Annotated in this window: 19 protein-coding genes and 1 pseudogene; 6 read left to right on the top strand and 14 right to left on the bottom strand. The window is 52.7% G+C overall.

What is annotated here, in order from left to right; translation table 11 throughout:
• Positions 1-27: 27 nt before the first annotated feature.
• The 7 genes and pseudogenes from V9K95_RS01215 to V9K95_RS01245 all read right to left on the bottom strand — a co-directional run bounded on the left by V9K95_RS01215 (position 28) and on the right by V9K95_RS01245 (position 5,933).
• On the bottom strand, positions 28-855 hold the full coding sequence (locus tag V9K95_RS01215) for a phosphatidate cytidylyltransferase (RefSeq protein ID WP_336440063.1): 828 nt from the start codon (positions 853-855) through the stop codon (positions 28-30).
• Positions 852-1,580 (bottom strand): annotated as a pseudogene (locus tag V9K95_RS01220) (isoprenyl transferase); the annotation flags it as partial. The gene V9K95_RS01215 and the pseudogene V9K95_RS01220, both read right to left, overlap by 4 nt.
• A 32-nt stretch (positions 1,581-1,612) precedes the next feature.
• On the bottom strand, positions 1,613-2,173 hold the full coding sequence (frr, locus tag V9K95_RS01225; RefSeq protein WP_115053010.1) for a ribosome recycling factor: 561 nt from the start codon (positions 2,171-2,173) through the stop codon (positions 1,613-1,615).
• 36 nt (positions 2,174-2,209) lie between these two features.
• Positions 2,210-2,932 (bottom strand): UMP kinase, encoded by a 723-nt coding sequence (pyrH, locus tag V9K95_RS01230; RefSeq protein WP_115053009.1) that lies wholly within the window; start codon positions 2,930-2,932, stop codon positions 2,210-2,212.
• A 99-nt stretch (positions 2,933-3,031) separates the two neighbouring features.
• On the bottom strand, positions 3,032-3,955 hold the full coding sequence (tsf, locus tag V9K95_RS01235; RefSeq protein WP_115053008.1) for a translation elongation factor Ts: 924 nt from the start codon (positions 3,953-3,955) through the stop codon (positions 3,032-3,034).
• Between the two features lie 217 nt (positions 3,956-4,172).
• A complete protein-coding gene (gene rpsB / locus V9K95_RS01240; RefSeq protein WP_115053299.1) occupies positions 4,173-4,970 on the bottom strand; it encodes a 30S ribosomal protein S2 in 798 nt (265 codons plus the stop codon).
• A 177-nt stretch (positions 4,971-5,147) separates the two neighbouring features.
• Complete coding sequence (locus tag V9K95_RS01245; protein WP_307286537.1) at positions 5,148-5,933, bottom strand: cell envelope integrity EipB family protein; 786 nt, start codon at positions 5,931-5,933, stop codon at positions 5,148-5,150.
• 156 nt (positions 5,934-6,089) lie between these two features.
• On the opposite strand from V9K95_RS01245, the gene V9K95_RS01250 reads away from it, so the two are divergent.
• The 4 genes from V9K95_RS01250 (at position 6,090) to V9K95_RS01265 (ending at position 9,062) form a co-directional block, all read left to right on the top strand.
• Positions 6,090-6,554 (top strand): RidA family protein, encoded by a 465-nt coding sequence (locus V9K95_RS01250; RefSeq protein WP_115053006.1) that lies wholly within the window; start codon positions 6,090-6,092, stop codon positions 6,552-6,554.
• 2 nt (positions 6,555-6,556) lie between these two features.
• Positions 6,557-7,276 (top strand): glycerophosphodiester phosphodiesterase, encoded by a 720-nt coding sequence (locus V9K95_RS01255; protein WP_336440062.1) that lies wholly within the window; start codon positions 6,557-6,559, stop codon positions 7,274-7,276.
• Positions 7,277-7,381: 105 nt separating this feature from the next.
• Positions 7,382-8,566 carry a GNAT family N-acetyltransferase gene (locus V9K95_RS01260; protein WP_336440061.1) on the top strand — a complete coding sequence of 395 codons (1,185 nt, stop codon included), beginning with the start codon at positions 7,382-7,384 and terminating at the stop codon, positions 8,564-8,566.
• A 64-nt stretch (positions 8,567-8,630) separates the two neighbouring features.
• Positions 8,631-9,062: an HIT family protein gene (locus tag V9K95_RS01265; protein WP_115053003.1), complete on the top strand. Its 432-nt coding sequence runs from the start codon at positions 8,631-8,633 to the stop codon at positions 9,060-9,062.
• On the opposite strand, the gene V9K95_RS01270 is transcribed toward V9K95_RS01265, so the two are convergent.
• The 5 genes from V9K95_RS01270 to V9K95_RS01290 all read right to left on the bottom strand — a co-directional run bounded on the left by V9K95_RS01270 (position 9,057) and on the right by V9K95_RS01290 (position 13,578).
• Complete coding sequence (locus V9K95_RS01270) at positions 9,057-9,401, bottom strand: AzlD domain-containing protein (protein WP_115053002.1); 345 nt, start codon at positions 9,399-9,401, stop codon at positions 9,057-9,059. The genes V9K95_RS01265 and V9K95_RS01270 overlap by 6 nt on opposite strands.
• Positions 9,398-10,156 carry an AzlC family ABC transporter permease gene (locus V9K95_RS01275; protein WP_115053001.1) on the bottom strand — a complete coding sequence of 253 codons (759 nt, stop codon included), beginning with the start codon at positions 10,154-10,156 and terminating at the stop codon, positions 9,398-9,400. Before V9K95_RS01275 ends, V9K95_RS01270 begins: the two co-directional genes overlap by 4 nt.
• Positions 10,157-10,222: 66 nt before the next feature.
• Positions 10,223-12,691 carry an ATP-dependent Clp protease ATP-binding subunit ClpA gene (gene clpA / locus V9K95_RS01280; protein WP_336440060.1) on the bottom strand — a complete coding sequence of 823 codons (2,469 nt, stop codon included), beginning with the start codon at positions 12,689-12,691 and terminating at the stop codon, positions 10,223-10,225.
• A gap of 6 nt (positions 12,692-12,697) precedes the next feature.
• On the bottom strand, positions 12,698-13,030 hold the full coding sequence (clpS, locus tag V9K95_RS01285; protein ID WP_162802512.1) for an ATP-dependent Clp protease adapter ClpS: 333 nt from the start codon (positions 13,028-13,030) through the stop codon (positions 12,698-12,700).
• A gap of 215 nt (positions 13,031-13,245) precedes the next feature.
• Positions 13,246-13,578 (bottom strand): phasin family protein, encoded by a 333-nt coding sequence (locus V9K95_RS01290; RefSeq protein ID WP_115052999.1) that lies wholly within the window; start codon positions 13,576-13,578, stop codon positions 13,246-13,248.
• A 284-nt stretch (positions 13,579-13,862) separates the two neighbouring features.
• On the opposite strand from V9K95_RS01290, the gene V9K95_RS01295 reads away from it, so the two are divergent.
• Both V9K95_RS01295 and V9K95_RS01300 read left to right on the top strand, forming a co-directional pair.
• The gene (locus V9K95_RS01295; RefSeq protein WP_442958537.1) at positions 13,863-15,197 is read left to right on the top strand and encodes an SPOR domain-containing protein; all 1,335 of its coding nucleotides are present in this window, start codon (positions 13,863-13,865) and stop codon (positions 15,195-15,197) included.
• A 49-nt stretch (positions 15,198-15,246) separates the two neighbouring features.
• Positions 15,247-15,519, top strand: coding sequence for a hypothetical protein (locus V9K95_RS01300; protein ID WP_115052998.1), 273 nt, complete (start codon positions 15,247-15,249; stop codon positions 15,517-15,519).
• 211 nt (positions 15,520-15,730) lie between these two features.
• Here V9K95_RS01300 and V9K95_RS01305 read toward each other — a convergent pair whose 3' ends face one another.
• Together V9K95_RS01305 and V9K95_RS01310 are read right to left on the bottom strand one after the other, a co-directional pair.
• A complete protein-coding gene (locus tag V9K95_RS01305) occupies positions 15,731-16,168 on the bottom strand; it encodes a DUF1489 family protein (protein WP_115052997.1) in 438 nt (145 codons plus the stop codon).
• Between the two features lie 69 nt (positions 16,169-16,237).
• A complete protein-coding gene (locus V9K95_RS01310; RefSeq protein ID WP_115052996.1) occupies positions 16,238-17,638 on the bottom strand; it encodes an L-serine ammonia-lyase in 1,401 nt (466 codons plus the stop codon).
• Positions 17,639-17,668 lie beyond the last annotated feature (30 nt).

Below are 17,668 nucleotides of genomic sequence, written 5' to 3' on the forward strand. Positions count from 1 at the left end.
GCCAAAAGGCTTCGAAAGCTCAGCCGTCTAGAAAAGTATGTCGTATGGGGTTTCTGGCGTTACCAGAATTGCACCGATGACGTATAGTAATGCAGCGGCAGCTACAAGCCCATCCACACGGTCCATCACGCCACCGTGACCGGGAATCAACGTACCTGAGTCCTTGGCTCCAAACTTTCGCTTCATCCAGGATTCACCAAGATCACCCAACTGGGCGATAATCGAGATCAACAATGCGATGAAGGGCAGAGACATCCCGCCACCGGGAGTGATGAACGAGGCGCATGCCACACCGGCGGCAACGCCCGCCGCTGTCCCGCCGATCGCTCCCGACCATGTCTTGTTGGGTGAAAAACGCGGAGCGAGCTTGGGCCCGCCAAGTGCTTTTCCATTGAAGTAGGCAAAAATATCCGTTGCCCACACCACGGCAAACAAAAACAGAATCGCTGCAAAACCATCACCAGTATCGCCGCGCAACAATGTCAGGGAAATGGCGGGAAATCCTGCATAGACCAGACCTGCCGCGGGCCAATAGCCGGATTGGCGCCCGCCCAGCATGGCTACAACTGCCGCACCAACGAATAGAATGAGAAACATTGACAACACATGCTGAGTGAATAACAGAGCCAGCAATGTGGCGATCAGAACCACCCAGGATAATCCGCCGGTCAGGCCGCTCATCCGCCCTTTTGACATTAACTGCCACTCAAACATCACGCCAAGCGCTATTGCGCTGGCAAGCAGACCAAAACCGAAGCCGCCCGCCCAAGTAAGAATGATTGCAACGACTACCAGAACTATCGCACTAAGGATGCGCTTTTGCAGATTGGAAAGCCCATTGCCGGAAAGTTTCACAGAGCGATTTCCTGTGCCGTAACCCCGCCAAAACGGCGTTCACGCGATTGAAACACTTCAATCGCTTCTGACAAATGCGTAGGACGAAAATCCGGCCAGTAGCATGGCAGGAACATGAACTCCGAGTAAGCTGCCTGCCAGAGCAGGAAATTGGAGAGCCGCATCTCGCCGCTCGTCCGGATAATCAGATCCGGATCTGGCATTTCAGCCGTATCGAGACGGGCCGATATCGCCTCCATCGTGATTGCTGTACTTGCGATAATGCCGGCTGAAACGTCATCGACCAGCTTCTTGACCGCGCGGGTAATTTCGTTGCGCGAGCCATAGTTAAAGGCAATTACCAAGGTCAGGCCCTGGTTCTTTTCCGTCAATGTTTCGGCTTCGTTTAAAAGCCCCAAAATGTCTTTTGCCAGTCCGTCGCGTTCTCCGATAATTCGAACGCGAACATTTTCCCTGTGCAAATCCGCCAGATCGCGGCGAATGAATAGTTTTAACAGGCCCATGAGATCGGAAACTTCCGATCGTGGTCTCGACCAGTTTTCAGAGGAGAAAGCAAAAAGCGTGAGGAAAGGAATACCCATCTTCCCGGCGGCCCGGATTGTCTCGCGCAGCGTTTCCACCCCGGCCTTATGTCCTGCAGCGCGCGGAAGGCCTCTCGCCTTCGCCCAACGGCCATTTCCATCCATGATGATGGCAATGTGGCGCGGGTTGGACATGGGTGTAGACCTCCTATGAGTATTAGAACCGGGCTATAGTTCTAAACCTGCATAATTTCCGCTTCTTTAACAGCCACAACCTTATCCATCTCAGCGATGGTGTCATCTGTCAGCTTTTGAACTTTTTCAGACAAGATACGGTTATCGTCCTGACTGATGTCGCCGTCTTTTTCGAGTTTCTTCAGCTCGTCCATTCCATCGCGGCGAACATGGCGTGCTGCCACTTTTGCCTGCTCGACATATTGGTGAGCAATCTTGACGAGTTCCTTGCGGCGCTGCTCGTTCAACTCAGGCAAAGGAATGCGTAAATTGTTTCCGTCAGTAATCGGATTGAGGCCAAGCCCGGATTCGCGGATCGCGCGCTCTACTTTGCCAACCATCGACTTGTCCCAAACGGATACGGACAACATGCGCGATTCTGGCACAGTAATATTGGCAACCTGATTGAGGGGCATTTGCGAGCCATAAGCCTCAACAGTAATCGGTTCGAGCAGGCTGGCAGAAGCACGTCCCGTGCGAAGTCCGCCCAAATCATGTTTCAACGCTTGCACGGCACCATCCATACGGCGCTTCAGATCGTTCAAATCGAGTGCATCACTCATACTCAATGCTCCTATATTCTTGGGCGGCAAGGCTGGTTAGCTATCGGATACTACTGTTGCGCGTCCTTTACCCTGCAACACTTCTGCAAAACCACCTTTTTCGTGGATTGAATAGACGATAATTGGAATGTTGTTCTCGCGTGCAAGAGCGACCGCTGTTGTGTCCATGACTGCAAGGCCGCGATCCAGGACATCCTTGTGAGTCAATCGATCAAATCGCACAGCATTCGGGTCTTTTTTGGGATCGGCCGAATAAATTCCATCGACCTGCGTTCCCTTGAACAAGGCATCGGCGCTGATTTCAGCAGCGCGAAGCGCAGCGGCGGAATCTGTTGTGAAGAATGGATTGCCGGTGCCACCGGCGAATATCACCACCTTGCCCATATCCATATAGGCAGTCGCCAGACGCTGTGAAAAAGTCTCGCAGAACTCCGGCATGGCAACAGCAGATAGGACAACGGTATCAATGCCGAGCTTAACAAGGGACGTGCGCAGCGCCAGCGAATTGATCACTGTTGCAAGCATCCCCATATGGTCGCCGGTTACGCGGTCGCCGCCTTTGGATGCCACTGCCACACCGCGAAAAATATTCCCGCCGCCGATAACGACGCCAACCTCGACGCCAAGCGCCCGCGCCTCGGCAATGTCGCTGGCAATGCGGTCAGCAACCGCAACGTCAATACCAAACCCCTGGTCGCCCATCAGAGCTTCACCGGAGGCTTTCAGCAGAACGCGTTTGTAAACAGCCGTACCAGCCATGGAGTCTCCCTCAGGGTCTTGTCTAATTGAATGTGAATTCCGGATACACGAAGGGCATCGCGTTGTCACGCGATGCCCTTTCATTTCAACTATTGAATATTACTTCTTAACAGCCGCTGCAACTTCTGCTGCGAAGTCTGTTTCTTCCTTTTCAATGCCCTCACCAAGAGCAAAGCGTGCAAATGCCGTGATCTTTGCTGGCGCGCCGATTGCCTTTTCCGCATCCTTCAATGCAGCTTCGACAGTCAGGTCAGGGTTGATCACGAATGCCTGCGAAAGAAGTACGACTTCTTCGTAGAACTTACGAAGGCGGCCTTCAACCATCTTCTCGATGATGTTGTCTGGCTTGCCGGACTGACGAGCAGACTCGGTAAATACTGCCTTTTCGCGTTCAACTGCTGCCGGATCAACCTCAGCGGCGGTCAAAGCAAGCGGGTTAGTAGCAGCAACATGCATCGCAACCTGGCGGCCAAATGCGTTTGCAGCATCTGCATTGCCTGCTGTCTCGATAGCAACAAGAACGCCGAGCTTGCCGAGGCCGTCGGAAACGGCGTTATGAATGTATGTTGCAACGACGCCTTCACTGACGCTCAAAGCGGTGGAGCGGCGGAATGAAAGGTTTTCGCCGATTGTGCCGACAGCGTCCTTGATTGTGTCTACAATCGACTTGCCGGTTGAAGGATAGGTTGCAGCCGAAACAGCAGCAGTCGAACCGTCTGTTGTCAGTGCAACACTGGCAACATTGCGAACGATATCCTGAAACGCATCGTTGCGGGCAACGAAGTCTGTTTCAGAATTCACTTCTACAACAACCGACTTGGTGCCGTTTGTTGCCACGCCAACCAGACCTTCGGCAGCGGTACGGCCAGCCTTCTTGTCGGCCTTGGAAATACCCTTCGCACGCAGCCAGTCGACAGCGGCTTCCATATCACCATTGGTTTCTGTCAGGGCTGTCTTGCAATCCATCATGCCAGCGCCGCTGATTTCGCGGAGTTCTTTTACTTGTGCTGCGGTAATGCTCATTCTAATCGCCTCTTCTCAAAGCAATCTCACGAAAACCGATACGGCCTTCCGTTTGAAACTGCGTGAAAACAAATAGATAAAGTGTCTTCAGAATCTACCGAAACCAAAACCACTTTAAAAACGAAGGCATACTGGTGAACCAGCATGCCAACTATGCGGCGCATCATGCGCCAGTCGAATCGTTTTTAAACACCCGATAAGACGGGTGTATGAAGCCTCAAGCGGAGGCTTCACCTTCCTGTGCAGGTGTTTCTTCAGCCGCTGCTTCGAGTGCTGGTTCAACAGGAGCTTCTTCCTGTGCGCCAACATCGATGCCGAGCGAGCCCTGCTGACGCAGAATGCCATCGAGAGCTGCCTTGGCAATCAGATCGCAATAAAGCGAAATAGCGCGGGAAGCATCATCATTGCCGGGGATCGGGAAATCGATCTGGTCCGGATCGCAGTTGGAATCGATCACTGCAACAACTGGAATACCAAGACGCTTGGCTTCCTGAATTGCAATCGCTTCCTTGTTGGTATCAATGATGAAAATAAGATCCGGAACCGAACCCATGTTCTTGATACCGCCAAGAGCGCGGTTGAGCTTCTCGCGTTCACGGTCAAGGTTCAGACGCTCCTTCTTGGTGAAGCCCTGTGCTTCGCCGGAAAGAAGTTCGTCAAGCTTGCGCAGACGCTGGATGGAATTCGAAATGGTCTTCCAGTTGGTCATCATGCCGCCGAGCCAGCGCGCGTTGACATAATACTGGGCAGACCGTGTTGCGGCATCGGCAATGATGTCCGAAGCCTGACGCTTGGTGCCGACGAACAGAACGCGGCCGCCACGGGCAACGGTGTCCGAAACCTTCTTCAGCGCTGTATTCAGCAGCGGATAGGTCTGGGCAAGGTCAAGAATGTGGATATTGTTACGGGAACCATAAATATATGGTGCCATTTTCGGGTTCCAGCGATGTGTCTGGTGTCCGAAGTGAACGCCAGCTTCCAAGAGCTGACGCATGCTGAAATCAGGCAATGCCATCTTGTGTTTTCCTTTTCCGGTTGAACCTCCACGGGAAGAGGCGGGAAACCCGCCACCGGAGGCCATATCGGATTTCTCCCGATATCAACCCAAATCCCGTGTGTGGAATGAAGCGGCTGTTAATGGATATTTGCGGCAAACGCAAGGGCGTCCGGCACAAAAGACCTCAGCCTTGGTCTACTTCTTGCATTTCGGCGTATCAAACAGCTCGAGATTGACCAGCTTGCCGGTCATGGAAAAATCACCATAATCCATTTTCAGGTCGCGGGTTACACCGTTGCGATACATCTTGAAATTGATGCGGTAGCTTGGCAGTCCTTCTGCCTTTTCCTTTTCGTCGAAGTAAGCGATTGATACAGGCCAGGTCGCATCTTTCGCCAATGGGCCCATGTGCTTGATCTCGTCATCAGGCTCGGTAACTGCTGATTTACCGATAACGACAGTCGTCGCCATGATCTTGTTGGCATCTTCCGAGCCATCGAAAAGCTTGGTTTGATAGAAAACCTCGCCAGCAAGCGCTTTCTCAATCAATTGCTGCATGTGACGTGTGGGAAATTGGGAAAGATCAAGATCTTCTTTCGAAGCAATCGGCTTTGTCAGTGAAATTTCCGTCTTGTCTTTCAACAGCGATGCATCGCCGCGAACTTCCTTGGTCAGGCTTTGATCGACAAATGTTTTGTTGACGAAGCGAAATTTCTCACCATTTGCGGTTTCGAACGTCGTCGTTTGCTGATCTGTCACCCTTTGCGGCTGCTCTTCCATATCGACGCGCGTCACAAAGCGGAAGTTCGTCGTGTAGCCTTCGCAATCCGACCCATTGAACTCGTAGACCATACGCCCCGTCAATCCGGTAATGCCGCTAGAATCCTGTGCATTGTCCAGTTTCAGGTCATAAATAGCGCGATGAGGAACAAGCGTTGCAGTTCCGGCAGCAAATGTCATGGTAGAACCACTCAAAGCCATGACGCCGAGACTGTAACCAAGGATTGAAAATACGCGCATCAAAAGATTCTCCACTATTTGAACGTGCATATTAAAAAAACTCTTGGCGGAAGCGAGGCAAAAATCGCAACTTCCATCACAATCAATTGCGATTCCGAAACACAAGGACAATAAACCATGAGCAATCCTGTCGAATCCCGCCTTGCCGAGCTCGGCATCAGCCTCCCCGTCGCCGCAGCGCCGGCAGCAAATTATGTGCCCTATTCGCAAACAGGAAATCTTTTGCTCACATCGGGCCAGTTGCCTTTGGTCGGCGGCAAGCTCGTTCATACGGGATTGCTCGGTGCGGATCTGGATGTGGCACAGGGTCAAGCCTGTGCTCAGGCGTGCGCCGTCAATATTCTGGCTCAGGCAAAAGCTGCACTTGGCGATCTTGAAAAGATTGTTCGCGTCATAAAGATCACTGTTTTTGTCGCCTCAACGCCAGGTTTTACCGAACAGCACCTTGTTGCCAATGGCGCTTCTGATCTTCTTGTCGCGGCATTGGGCGATATTGGACGCCATGCACGCTCTGCAGTTGGCACAGCGGCACTGCCCCTTAATGCTCCTGTCGAAATCGAAGCTATCATTGAGGTTCGCTGATTATGCCCTCAATTGACTGGTTGAAGAAAACTCCAATAGCCCATCGTGGCTTGCATGATTTGAACAATAAGCGCTGGGAAAACACGCTGTCTGCTTTTGACGCCGCAGCAAGCGCGGGCTTCGCCATAGAATGCGACGTTCATCTATCCGCCGATGGCAAAGCGGTTGTTTTTCACGATGGCACCTTGGACCGCGTCACGGGCCAAAAGGGCAATATTGATGAACTGACTGCGCAACAGGCCTGCAAAATCCGCGTCGGCGGAACCAAGGACCATATCCCTACCCTTACCGAAGCCCTGAAGCTGATTGATGGTCGCGTACCGATTATCATCGAACTGAAGGGCATTGCCGGACGCGACGACGGTCTGGTCAAGGCCGTCGCAAGTGATTTGGCGGCTTATCAAGGTCAAGCCGCGATCATGTCGTTCGATCACCATCTCATTCGCCTTTTCGGCAAGGACGCACCGGGCATTCCAGCCGGGCTGACAGCCGAGGGCCTGCGCGATGAGGATATGGAAGCGCATTTCTCAATGCTGGCCTACGAAATCGACTTCATTTCCTATAATGTCCACCATCTGGAAAATCGCTTTCTGGAGTTTGTAAACTCGCACCTTGACCTGCCTGTGATCTCCTGGACTGTGCGTAGCGCGGCAGACAAGGTGAAAAGCGATACTCTTGTAGACCAGATCACATTTGAAGGCTTTGATCCTCGCTTGCCATAAGGCTGGCTTTGCCTCTTGTATCGGCAAATCAATCACCTAGCTTATTGATTGAACCGGAATCGTTGCTTCCGGTTCGTCTTCGCTTATGGAAAGCCCAATTTGCTGATGCAAAATCTTGAACACGGCAATTTCACCTTGCGTGCCTGCGAAGGCATTGGCGCATTCACGCCAGCCGAGTGGTCGCGGCTGACTGACACCTCCCGTGATCGACCGGGTTACAATCCATTCATTTCGCATGCCTTTTTGTCGTCGCTGGAAGATTCCGGCTGCGTTGCCACCAAGGCAGGCTGGCTACCGCAGTTCTTGCGCCTTGAAGATGAATGCGGCGTGCTCGTCGGCGCCGTTCCTTGCTACTTAAAAAGCCATAGCCAAGGGGAATATGTATTCGACCATGGTTGGGCTGATGCATTTGAACGGGCGGGCGGGCGCTATTACCCGAAATTGCAGGCAAGCATACCGTTTACACCAGCCACCGGCCCACGTCTGCTGGTCAATTATGGTTGGGATGGCGATGCAGTCCGCGCCGCGCTGGCTAATGGGTTGCAGCAACTCGCCACGCAGCTGAACGTTTCGTCCGCACATTCAACCTTCGTGAATGAGACCGATCTTGTGTCTTTCACTGAAGCCGGGTTCCTGCATCGCGTCGACCAGCAATTCCATTTCATCAATGATGATTATGCCAATTATGACGAATTCCTTGATACGCTTGCATCCCGCAAGCGCAAGGCTTTGAAGAAAGAACGCCGCGAAGCCGTGGCGAATGGTATCACCATTGAGCGACTGACCGGCACCCAACTCACTCAAGAGGTTTGGGACGATTTTTATACGTTCTATATGGATACTGGCAGCCGCAAATGGGGTCGCCCCTATCTGAACCGCAAGTTCTACCAACTGATTGGTGAGCGCATGCCCGACGATATCATGCTTGTCATGGCTCGCCGTGAAGGTCGCTATATCGCGGGAGCCATCAATTTCATCGGCTCAGACAGATTATATGGCCGGAACTGGGGCTGTATCGAAGACCACCGATTCCTGCATTTCGAGGTTTGCTATCATCAAGCCATTGATTTCGCTATTGAGCGCAAATTGCGTGTCGTCGAAGCGGGTGCGCAAGGCGAACACAAGTTGGCACGTGGCTATCTGCCCGTCATTACAAATTCAGTGCACTACATTGCCCATGAGGGGTTGCGGCGCGCAGTCAATGATTTCCTCAGGCATGAACGCGCTGATGTTGCTTTGATGAGCGATGCGCTCAATGAACATGCGCCATTCAAAAAATCCGAACAATGAGCTTGACCCGCAAAACGGGCATGATCAAAAACATCAGCCATGATTTTGTAAGGACACGCACAGAATGAACCAGCAATATGAAAGCACCAACATATTCGCGCGAATCCTCCGCGGAGAGATTCCGTCTCATAAGATATACGAAGATGACAGAACCTATGCGTTGATGGATGTAATGCCGCAGGGAAAGGGTCATTGCCTCGTATTAACCAAATCTCCAAGCCGCAACCTGCTCGACGCCGATACAGAGGCGCTTTCCGCCGCCATCGCTACAACGCAGAAAATTGCGCAAGCCGTGGTGAAGGCTTTCAATGCCGATGGGGTCGGCATTGCACAGTTCAACGAATCTGCTGCGGGACAAACGGTTTTCCATCTGCATTTTCACGTCATTCCGCGCTTTGAAGGAATTGCGCTGAAACCACACAGCGGCACGATGGAAGACAACGCCGTGCTGGCGGCCAACGCGGAAAAGATCAGGGCGGCTTTGGCAGAGCTATAAAAGCAAGCCGGCAATCAAAATAGCTTCCCCGACGACAACGCCAATAATGACCCGTCGGCCCAGGTAGAGATAGGCGAGAAATCCTGCCAAGGCGGCGCCTACTCTCAAATAGACGGACGACTCTGCTAAAGCGCCGCTTGGATAAAGTATCAATTGGGCGATAACGCCTGCCACAAGCGATGTTGCAACAGCGCGCACAACCGTCAGTGCTTCTGAATCTTCGCTAACGCGCCCACCAATAAATACGCCGATGAAGCGCCAGATATAGGTGGGAAATGCTCCTGCCAGCAGAATGAAAACGTAAGGCCACCACCAATCGGAATAGCTTTGCCAAGTCATGACGACCTGCTCCGCATAGCTGCAAATCGCACATATGCCATTGTCACCAAACCACCGGCAAAGCCCGTTAACAGCAGATCATAAGCCGGGACGATGGTATGGATCAGCGGGAACAGCAACAGCCCCGAAACCATGGCAACATGCACAGAACGATCATGCGCCGATCCCCAAAGGGAAGCCAGGAAGTACATCGGCGTCAAAAAAAACAACGCAGCAAAGACAAGTGGCGGAAAACTGGCCGAAAGCCAATACACCATCGCCACGACCAATGTGTTCACAGTGGTTAGAGTAATGCCCAGACCTGCGAAAAATATCAGGCGCATGTCGCGCGGCACATGCTTGAGCTTTTCCATGCCCACCACCCACGCAGTAATCGCAATGAAATGCGCAATGGGCAGAAGCGCTCTTTTCCTGGTTTTTGGGCCGCGCACCTCAGGGATGAACGCCGCAACCATTGGCATTAGCCTGATGGATGAAAGCCCTACTGCAATGGCTGTTGCGACAATGGAATAGCCACCCGAAATGGCACCTATCAGCACGATATTAGCCGGAAGCGCCCAGATTGAAGCTACCATGAAGGTCGCTTGCAGCATCGAGACGCCATTTTCACTGGCAAAGCCGGCGAAGCCAACATGAGCGGTCATGAGGATAAGTGCCGGGATACTTGCGATCAACGAAGCACCTGCCAGAAACCACTGAAATGGTGTCCGCTCGGTCATCTGTGTGTCTTCGGGGGCAAGATCGGAATCAGACATGCTTCAAGCGTTAAACGCAACTTTCATAGGGGGCAAGAAAAAGGCCACCCGAAGGTGGCCTTTCTGTTATTTCTTGCGCGGAACCTTTGGCACTGATGCCTTGGGGGTCACAGGGGTGGAGCGTTCCCCGCTGACCGCATCTGCCGAAGCTTTCTCGAGCACCGGTTTTTTAGGCGCTGGCTTCTTACGTGCCAGCGGCTTTTTCTCTACCGGCATTTCCTTCTTCGGCTTTACCACAACCTCGTCGGCTATGTAGTCGAGTACCAGACCGCGTGAACCATCCGGCTTCTCGGCAACGGAAACCTTGACGGTGCCGCCCTTCTTGAGTTTTCCGAACAGCACTTCATCAGCCAATGGCTTCTTGATGTACTCCTGGATAACGCGACCCAGCGGACGCGCGCCCATGCGATCATCATAACCTTTGTCGGCCAACCAGGCGATTGCTTCCTGTTGCAGATCGAATGTTACGCCGCGATCGGCAAGCTGTGCCTCAAGCTGGATAACAAACTTCTGCACCACCTGATGAATGACCGGAACAGGTAGAGGACCAAATGGCACGATCGCATCGAGACGGTTGCGGAATTCTGGCGTGAACAGGCGGTTGATGGCTTCCAGATCATCGCCTTCACGCCGTGAAGAGCCAAAACCTATAGCCGCCTTTGCCGCATCCGAAGCGCCGGCATTCGTCGTCATGATCAAAATGACATTGCGGAAATCGATCTGCTTGCCATTATGATCTGTCAGCTTGCCGTGATCCATGACCTGCAAGAGGATATTGAACAGATCCGGATGCGCCTTCTCGATTTCATCCAGCAGCAGCACGCAATGCGGATGCTGATCGACGCCATCGGTCAAAAGGCCCCCCTGGTCAAACCCGACATAGCCGGGAGGTGCGCCGAGCAGACGCGACACCGTATGGCGCTCCATATATTCCGACATATCGAAACGCAGGAGTTCCACGCCAAGTGATGCAGCCAATTGCTTGGCAACCTCGGTCTTGCCGACGCCGGTAGGACCGGAGAACAGATAAGAGCCGATCGGCTTTTCCGGTTCGCGCAAACCTGCACGGGCCAGCTTGATTGATGAAGACAGCGCCTCAATGGCCAGATCCTGACCATAGACAACCCGCTTCAATTCCGCCTCAAGATTCGAAAGGACTGCTTCGTCATCTTTCGAGACAGTCTTCGGAGGAATCCTGGCCATCGTTGCAATCGTTGCCTCGATTTCCTTGACGCCAATCGATTTCTTGCGCTTGGCCTCCGGCAGCAGCATCTGGCTTGCACCAGTCTCATCGATCACGTCGATTGCCTTGTCCGGCAATTTGCGATCATTGATATAGCGTGCTGAAAGTTCTACAGCCGATTTGATCGCCTCCACAGTGTATTTGACCTTGTGGAAGTCTTCAAAATATGGCCGTAAGCCCTTCATGATCTCAATTGCATCAGGAATTGAAGGCTCGTTCACATCGATCTTCTGGAAACGGCGTACAAGCGCCCTGTCCTTCTCAAAGAACTGGCGGAACTCCTTGTAAGTCGTTGAACCAATGCAACGAATCGCCCCTGATGACAAAGCCGGCTTCAACAGGTTCGACGCATCCATAGCGCCTCCAGATGTAGCACCGGCACCAATGATGGTGTGAATTTCGTCGATGAACAGGATTGCACCCGGAAACTCTTCGAGTTCCTTGATGACCTGCTTCAAACGCTCTTCGAAATCGCCACGGTAGCGCGTTCCGGCCAGCAATGTACCCATATCCAGGGAGAACACTGTTGCATCCTGAAGTACACTTGGAACCTTCTTTTCCACAATACGCTTTGCCAGACCTTCGGCTATTGCCGTCTTGCCGACGCCGGGATCACCGACATAAAGCGGATTGTTTTTCGAACGGCGGCAAAGAATCTGGATGGTCCTGTTGATCTCCTGATCACGGCCGATCAATGGATCAATCTTGCCAATCTTGGCGCGGTCATTCAGATTGATGCAATAAGCCGTCAGGGCATCCTGCTTTTTCTTCGTCGTTTCATCGGACTCCGAAGCATGTGATTCTTCATTATTGCTTTCAGTGCCGAGCGGTGTGCGCGGCTCCGACATGCCTGGACGCTTGGAAATCCCGTGGGAAATGTAGTTGACCGCATCATAGCGAGTCATCTGCTGTTCCTGCAGGAAGAAGGCCGCATGACTTTCACGTTCGGCAAAAATCGCGACAAGCACGTTTGCGCCGGTCACTTCCTCGCGGTTGGAAGATTGCACATGGATAACAGCACGCTGGATTACGCGCTGAAAAGCGGCAGTCGGTTTTGAATCTTCATCATAGCCCGTAACAAGATTATCGAGCTCATGATCAACATAATCGTTCACCGTACGGGTAAGTTGCACCAGATCGACATTGCACGCGCGCATGACACTGCTTGCGTCCTGATCATCGATCAGGGCAAGAAGCAGATGCTCCAGCGTGGCATATTCGTGATGATGCTCATTGGCGATGGTCAGCGCCTGATGCAGGGCCCGCTCAAGACTAGGTGAGAAAGATGGCATGAAACCTCACTTTTTCTCCATCACGCATTGCAGCGGATGTTGGTTTTGCCGCGCATAGTCCATGACTTGGGTCATCTTGGACTCCGCGACCTCATAGGTAAAGACACCGCATTCACCGACTCCATGATTATGCACATGAAGCATGATTCTGGTGGCATCTTCTTTGTTCTTCTGGAAAAAACGTTCCAGAACATGAATGACGAATTCCATGGGAGTGTAATCGTCATTAAGAATCAACACACGGTAGAGACTCGGCTTTTTCAGCTTTGGTTTTGTACGGGTAATAACAGCCGTGCCCCGACCGGGACCGTTGCCATTGCCTTGGTCCTCATCCTGCATTTTGGGTGAAAACGTATTCATGTTGTTGCTGCCTGCATTCTGATCGCCATGTGTCGCTCTGTACATTCTATGTAGGTCGCGATGAGCTAATTTTAAGCCCTATCCTGAAGCTTGCAATATCAAGTTACACTTGGCAAAGGCGATTTGCTGCTTCAAGGATAAAAAAAGCCCGCTTGCAGGGCAAGCAGGCTCAAAATCAACCTTGTGAGAGCGTGTCAGCTCCGCACTTTTACCAGCACTGCTTCATAAGGCTTGAACGCTTCTTTCGCGATATCCGCGTAAAGCTCACTAAATTTGGCAGCTTGCGCCACGAATGCTTCGTAAGCATTTTTGGTGAAAATGCTGTGAGCATGGAATGCCTGCTCGACGGACCGAGTGGATGCGAGCTTTTGAACCAATGCTGAGCCATCCTGGAGCGATTTTGTCGAATAATCGGTAGCTTCGCCTACAATCGTCTGCAAGCCTTCGTTCATTGCAGAAACGCTGGCCATACTATTGCCCAGAAATTCTCTGCTTTTCTCGTTCAGCGCGCTGAGTGAGGTGACCATAATTCAGACCTTTCAAATGAACTTTTGTTATTGGCGTGGAGTTAGTGTGCGCTGCACAAAAAGTCAAATTCAAGGTAGCTGCGATTTTAACCTTAAAAATTAATCAAAATCGACGGAAAACCGTGAACCTTCCGGTTACCATAAAGGGTTTGGTAACGCTGATACGGCTAAAGTCTACACATCCGTTCTGATGCCTTTGATCATCAGTAAATTTCGACGCATATACCGAGCAGGTGTTGATTGTGCTTTACCCGGCCCGCCAGACTTCAAAACTAATTACAAAAATGGCTTATGCCCTGCTCGCAGTGGCAATCATATCCGGGTTGAGTTTGGGCATCGCCACACAGGCCGAAGCTCAAAGCAAGGCTGCCTCGATCGTCGTGGATGCCAATACGGGCAAGACACTCTACTCATCCAATGCAGATGCAAAGCGTTATCCCGCTTCACTGACCAAGATGATGACCCTCTATATGCTCTTTGAAGCGATGGCGGCAGGCAAGGTTTCAAAATCGACGCCAATCGCTGTGTCGGCTTATGCTGCCTCCCAGCCGCCCACAAAGATCGGTTTCAAACCCGGCCAGACAATCAGCGCCGAAGCTGCAATTCTTTCTCTGATCACCAAATCCGCCAACGATGCTGCAACTGCCATAGGTGAACATCTTGGCGGCTCAGAGCAGCGTTTCGCAGTGATGATGACCAACAAGGCACGCCAGCTTGGCATGCGCAATACTCAATTCCGCAATGCGAGCGGCTTGCCTGATGGTCAGCAATATTCGACAGCACGTGATCTGGCGGTCCTCGGCATCGCGCTCCGCGAGCATTTCCCACAATATTACAGCTATTTCTCAACCCGCAGCTTCAGCTATCGTGGCCGCCGCATCGTTGGTCACAACAGGCTTCTCGGTAAAGTCGAAGGCGTTGATGGAATCAAGACCGGCTACACCCGCATGTCCGGCTTCAACCTTGTTTCGTCGGTCAATACAGGCGGCAAAAAGCTCGTCGCCGTCGTAATGGGCGGATCAAGCGGGGGCTCACGTGACGCTCAAATGGCCAAGTTGATTGCGCAATATCTCCCTTCTGCATCGCGCCGCGATGGTGGAAATCTGCTCGCATCGCGCAAAAACAGTCAAATCAGCGTTGCTGCTCTCGAATTGCCTGAAAACAATAATGTTCCTGTCCCGGTCCAGCGCGAAGTCGCCGCTGCTCCAGTAGAGGCTGAAGAAGTTGTAACCGCCTATGCGGCACCTGCCCCAGCCGCCTCACCGGCAACACAGATTTTGCGCATACCAGCCCCAACACCTAAAGAGGAAGTCGGCGAAGGCGATCAGTCTGAGGTTGACCCTGTAACGACTGCTTCGGCATCTCCCGGCGGCTGGATGGTGCAGATTGGCTCCACAGGCAGCCCTCAAGAAGCAAAGGCTCTGCTGTCCAAGGCCGTCTCACAGGTTGGCGCCCCTGTTGCAAGCCTTTCGCCCTATACGGAAAAATTCCAGAAGGGTTCCATTACCTATCACCGCGCGCGCTTTGCTGGCATCTCCTCCGCCAAGGCTGCCAACAGCGCTTGCGCCGCTCTGAAGCGTCAAAGTTTCAACTGCTTTGCGATTGCACCACAATCGTAAGGCGATTGATGAAGAAGGCCCCGATTGTTTAGCGTTAAGGGTTTAGGTCATGTCGAGTATCATAGAACAAGATAGTTCCTTTGGTTTTGCCCCCAAGTCTGCCAAGCCACGGCTGAGCGGTATTGGAGCATTGCAGCAGGCAGCATTGCGTCTTGCCGATCTGCGCCGGGGCGGTACTAACGCCTTCAAAACCATGGATCTCGTCAATGTGTTGTTGTGTCAGGCAGCACGGACCCGCCGCGCGGCTTTGCCACCGGTTCGTCTGCACCTGCGTTCGGAAAGTCGTAATGGAGTAACCGCAGTTCGCCTCCGCCTTTACTGAACAAGCACACGGCCAATGCGCTGTGTTTATGTCTGGTGACAACGGCGTTGTACGTGTTCGCCCTTCGAAAAGCTCAGGGATCTCACCAAAGGTGAAATAGTGGGCGGCATGATAATCGCAAGCGTTTCAAAGCTTGACTCTTACAATCTCCAACCATCCTCATGGTGAGCTTGTCGAACCACGCGCTGAATTAATGCACCAAGCTAAACGACTAAAGTAACCCGAGCGAGGCCAGCTCATTCCGCAGCTCCGGTGGCAGTTTGGCACGGCCGGATTTGCCCTGCCCCTCATCCAACGGTGCGTCTTCGCTCGTAAGATAGCGCCACCCCTGAAATGCCCGCCTCGGCTGCCATTCGGTTACGATAATGCGCGGCTCCAATACGAGATTGCAGCGCGAAATTCCTTCATCATCCGTAAATGTTCGCAGATCGGTCAGGCGCTGGCGGCACTGAATATTGCCCTTGATGACCCAATAGAGCGATCCGCCATCCAGAAGCTCTTCAGCACGCTTTGGCACCATGCGCGTTGTATGAAACTGTTCCGCAGGCAGACCCGCGCGGCGGCGTTCATCCAGACGGAAATCAATCCAGGCGGCCAGATCTTCGATTGCCGTACAGCCGACACAGAGTTTTACGAGGTTAAGAGCCATAGGCTAGCTTTTACGCTTCCGGGTTGTTCGGTCAACCTTAAGCAACGTTTCGTCCACAGCGGCAATGAATCAGCATTCCACCACATTGACAGCCAGACCACCCAAGCTGGTTTCCTTGTACCGCTCATTCATGTCCATACCTGTCTGGCGCATGGTTTCGATACAGGCATCCAGCGGGACAAAATGGGTTCCGTCGCCTTTAACCGCCAATGAAGCCGCCGTAACCGCCTTCACCGCGCCAAGCGCATTGCGCTCGATACAGGGCACCTGCACAAGGCCAGCGACAGGATCGCAAGTCATGCCAAGATGATGCTCAAGGGCAATTTCGGCAGCATTTTCAATCTGCTCCGGCGTTCCGCCAAGGACAGCCGCCAAACCGGCAGCGGCCATAGCTGATGCAGAGCCGACCTCACCCTGACAACCGACCTCAGCGCCCGAAATGGAGGCATTGGTTTTGACGATCCCTCCAATGGCTGCCGATGTCAGCAAAAAATCCCGAATGCCATCCTGATCCGCGTCCTCGTGGAAATGCAGATAATAGCGCAGAACTGCCGGAACAACGCCAGCGGCGCCATTTGTCGGGGCAGTTACAACACGGCCACCGGCAGCATTCTCCTCATTCACAGCCATCGCATAAACTGACAGCCAATCATTGGCCAGCAGGGGATTGATGCGATTTTGCCGCCACTCTTCCTGAAGCCGATCATGCAGATAACGGGCACGGCGCTTGACCTTAAGACCACCTGGCATAATGCCTTCCTGCTCCAAGCCGCGATCAATACATGAGCGCATGGCTGACCAGATGCGATCAAGACCAGCATCCAAATCAGCGCGACTCATGAACATTTCTTCGTTGCGCCGCTTCATTTCAGCGATGGAAAGGCCGCTTTCCTTTGCCATGCTCATCATCTGCGCGGCATTTTTAAAAGGAAACGGCACCGAATGATCTGCTTTGGGCGCCGTGCGTGTCTTCGCTGATTCCAATTCTTCTTCGGTTACAACGAAACCGCCGCCGATTGAGTAGAAAATCCGGCGGAGCAACAATCTGTCATCAACATCATAAGCCTCGAAAGCCATGCCATTGGCATGGCCGGGAAGCGCGGTGCGACGATCCATGATGAGATCCATAGCCGGATCAAAGCGATAGACGGGATGACCTTCTGGTGCGAGCGTCTTTGTCTGCTTAACTTTCTCAAGCAGGGCATCCATCTCGTTTGGATCAACAGTTGCCGGCAAAAGCCCGCATAAACCCAGAATCACCGCCCGGTCCGTAGCATGCCCGATACCAGTAAAGGCCAAGGATCCATGCAGATGCACACGCAGCCTGTGGACTTTCACACTCGTAGGGCGCGGCCACTGGCCATTCTTCAATTCATCAAGAAATTGTCCACCGGCAGTCATCGGTCCCATCGTGTGGGAACTCGAAGGACCAATGCCGATTTTGTACAGATCGAAAACCGACAGGAACATCAAGCAACCTCAAAAGGTGGAATCCGGAAT

The organism is Phyllobacterium sp. CCNWLW183 (assembly GCF_037203775.1).
Classification (GTDB): Bacteria; Pseudomonadota; Alphaproteobacteria; order Rhizobiales; family Rhizobiaceae; genus Phyllobacterium; species Phyllobacterium ifriqiyense.

Bases quoted from the DNA above. Each gene is read 5' to 3' on its own strand.
- frr (WP_115053010.1), bottom strand. From the start codon at position 2,173: ATGAGTGATGCACTCGATTTGAACGATCTGAAGCGCCGTATGGATGGT.
- pyrH (WP_115053009.1), bottom strand. From the start codon at position 2,932: ATGGCTGGTACGGCTGTTTACAAACGCGTTCTGCTGAAAGCCTCCGGT.
- tsf (WP_115053008.1), bottom strand. From the start codon at position 3,955: ATGAGCATTACCGCAGCACAAGTAAAAGAACTCCGCGAAATCAGCGGC.
- rpsB (WP_115053299.1), bottom strand. From the start codon at position 4,970: ATGGCATTGCCTGATTTCAGCATGCGTCAGCTCTTGGAAGCTGGCGTT.
- V9K95_RS01245 (WP_307286537.1), bottom strand. From the start codon at position 5,933: ATGGCTTTGAGTGGTTCTACCATGACATTTGCTGCCGGAACTGCAACG.
- V9K95_RS01250 (WP_115053006.1), top strand. From the start codon at position 6,090: ATGAGCAATCCTGTCGAATCCCGCCTTGCCGAGCTCGGCATCAGCCTC.
- V9K95_RS01255 (WP_336440062.1), top strand. From the start codon at position 6,557: ATGCCCTCAATTGACTGGTTGAAGAAAACTCCAATAGCCCATCGTGGC.
- V9K95_RS01260 (WP_336440061.1), top strand. From the start codon at position 7,382: ATGCAAAATCTTGAACACGGCAATTTCACCTTGCGTGCCTGCGAAGGC.
- V9K95_RS01265 (WP_115053003.1), top strand. From the start codon at position 8,631: ATGAACCAGCAATATGAAAGCACCAACATATTCGCGCGAATCCTCCGC.
- V9K95_RS01270 (WP_115053002.1), bottom strand. From the start codon at position 9,401: ATGACTTGGCAAAGCTATTCCGATTGGTGGTGGCCTTACGTTTTCATT.
- V9K95_RS01275 (WP_115053001.1), bottom strand. From the start codon at position 10,156: ATGTCTGATTCCGATCTTGCCCCCGAAGACACACAGATGACCGAGCGG.
- clpA (WP_336440060.1), bottom strand. From the start codon at position 12,691: ATGCCATCTTTCTCACCTAGTCTTGAGCGGGCCCTGCATCAGGCGCTG.
- clpS (WP_162802512.1), bottom strand. From the start codon at position 13,030: ATGCAGGATGAGGACCAAGGCAATGGCAACGGTCCCGGTCGGGGCACG.
- V9K95_RS01290 (WP_115052999.1), bottom strand. From the start codon at position 13,578: ATGGTCACCTCACTCAGCGCGCTGAACGAGAAAAGCAGAGAATTTCTG.
- V9K95_RS01295 (WP_442958537.1), top strand. From the start codon at position 13,863: ATGGCTTATGCCCTGCTCGCAGTGGCAATCATATCCGGGTTGAGTTTG.
- V9K95_RS01300 (WP_115052998.1), top strand. From the start codon at position 15,247: ATGTCGAGTATCATAGAACAAGATAGTTCCTTTGGTTTTGCCCCCAAG.
- V9K95_RS01305 (WP_115052997.1), bottom strand. From the start codon at position 16,168: ATGGCTCTTAACCTCGTAAAACTCTGTGTCGGCTGTACGGCAATCGAA.
- V9K95_RS01310 (WP_115052996.1), bottom strand. From the start codon at position 17,638: ATGTTCCTGTCGGTTTTCGATCTGTACAAAATCGGCATTGGTCCTTCG.